General features: G+C 69.5%; 1 protein-coding gene. It reads left to right on the top strand.

The window, feature by feature from the left end:
- A partial coding sequence (locus tag F8271_RS31820) for a GNAT family N-acetyltransferase (RefSeq protein ID WP_151493449.1) occupies nt 1-289 on the top strand: 289 nt, incomplete at its 5' end.
- Between the last annotated feature and the right edge of the window lie 180 nt (nt 290-469).

The following is a 469-nucleotide window of genomic DNA, read 5'->3' as shown; positions in this document are numbered from 1 at the left end:
CCGCACCCTGCTCACCGCCGCCGGCCGCGACCGCGGCTTGGGCACCGAGGCGGTACGCCTGATCGTCGGCCACGGTTTCGAGAGGCTCGGCCTGCACCGCATCTCGCTGGAGGTGTTCGCCTTCAACCCCCGGGCCCGGCGGGTGTACGAGAAGGTCGGCTTCGTTGCCGAGGGTGTGCTGCGGCAGGTCCTGCGCGACGGCGGCGACTGGGTTGACGCCACGGTGATGTCGATCCTCGCGCCCGAGTGGGCGGCGCACCGGGGACGTCCCGAGCGCCGAGGCTCGTAGCCGGCGGGCCGGAGGCGTCAGCTCTGGATGGAGAAGGTGGAGACGACACCGTTGTGGTCGGACCTGGTGCCACCGACGATGTCGTAGTCGGTCATCCACATCAGCTGGTGTTCGGGCAGCCGCTTCCAGAAGTAGACGTAGTCGATGTGCCGGTTGCCGTGCGTCCCGGTGCCCTTTTCG

Source organism: Micromonospora sp. ALFpr18c, assembly GCF_008868155.1.
In the GTDB taxonomy this organism is placed as follows: Bacteria; Actinomycetota; Actinomycetes; order Mycobacteriales; family Micromonosporaceae; genus Micromonospora.
This window is presented reverse-complemented; position numbering and strand designations above follow the sequence as displayed.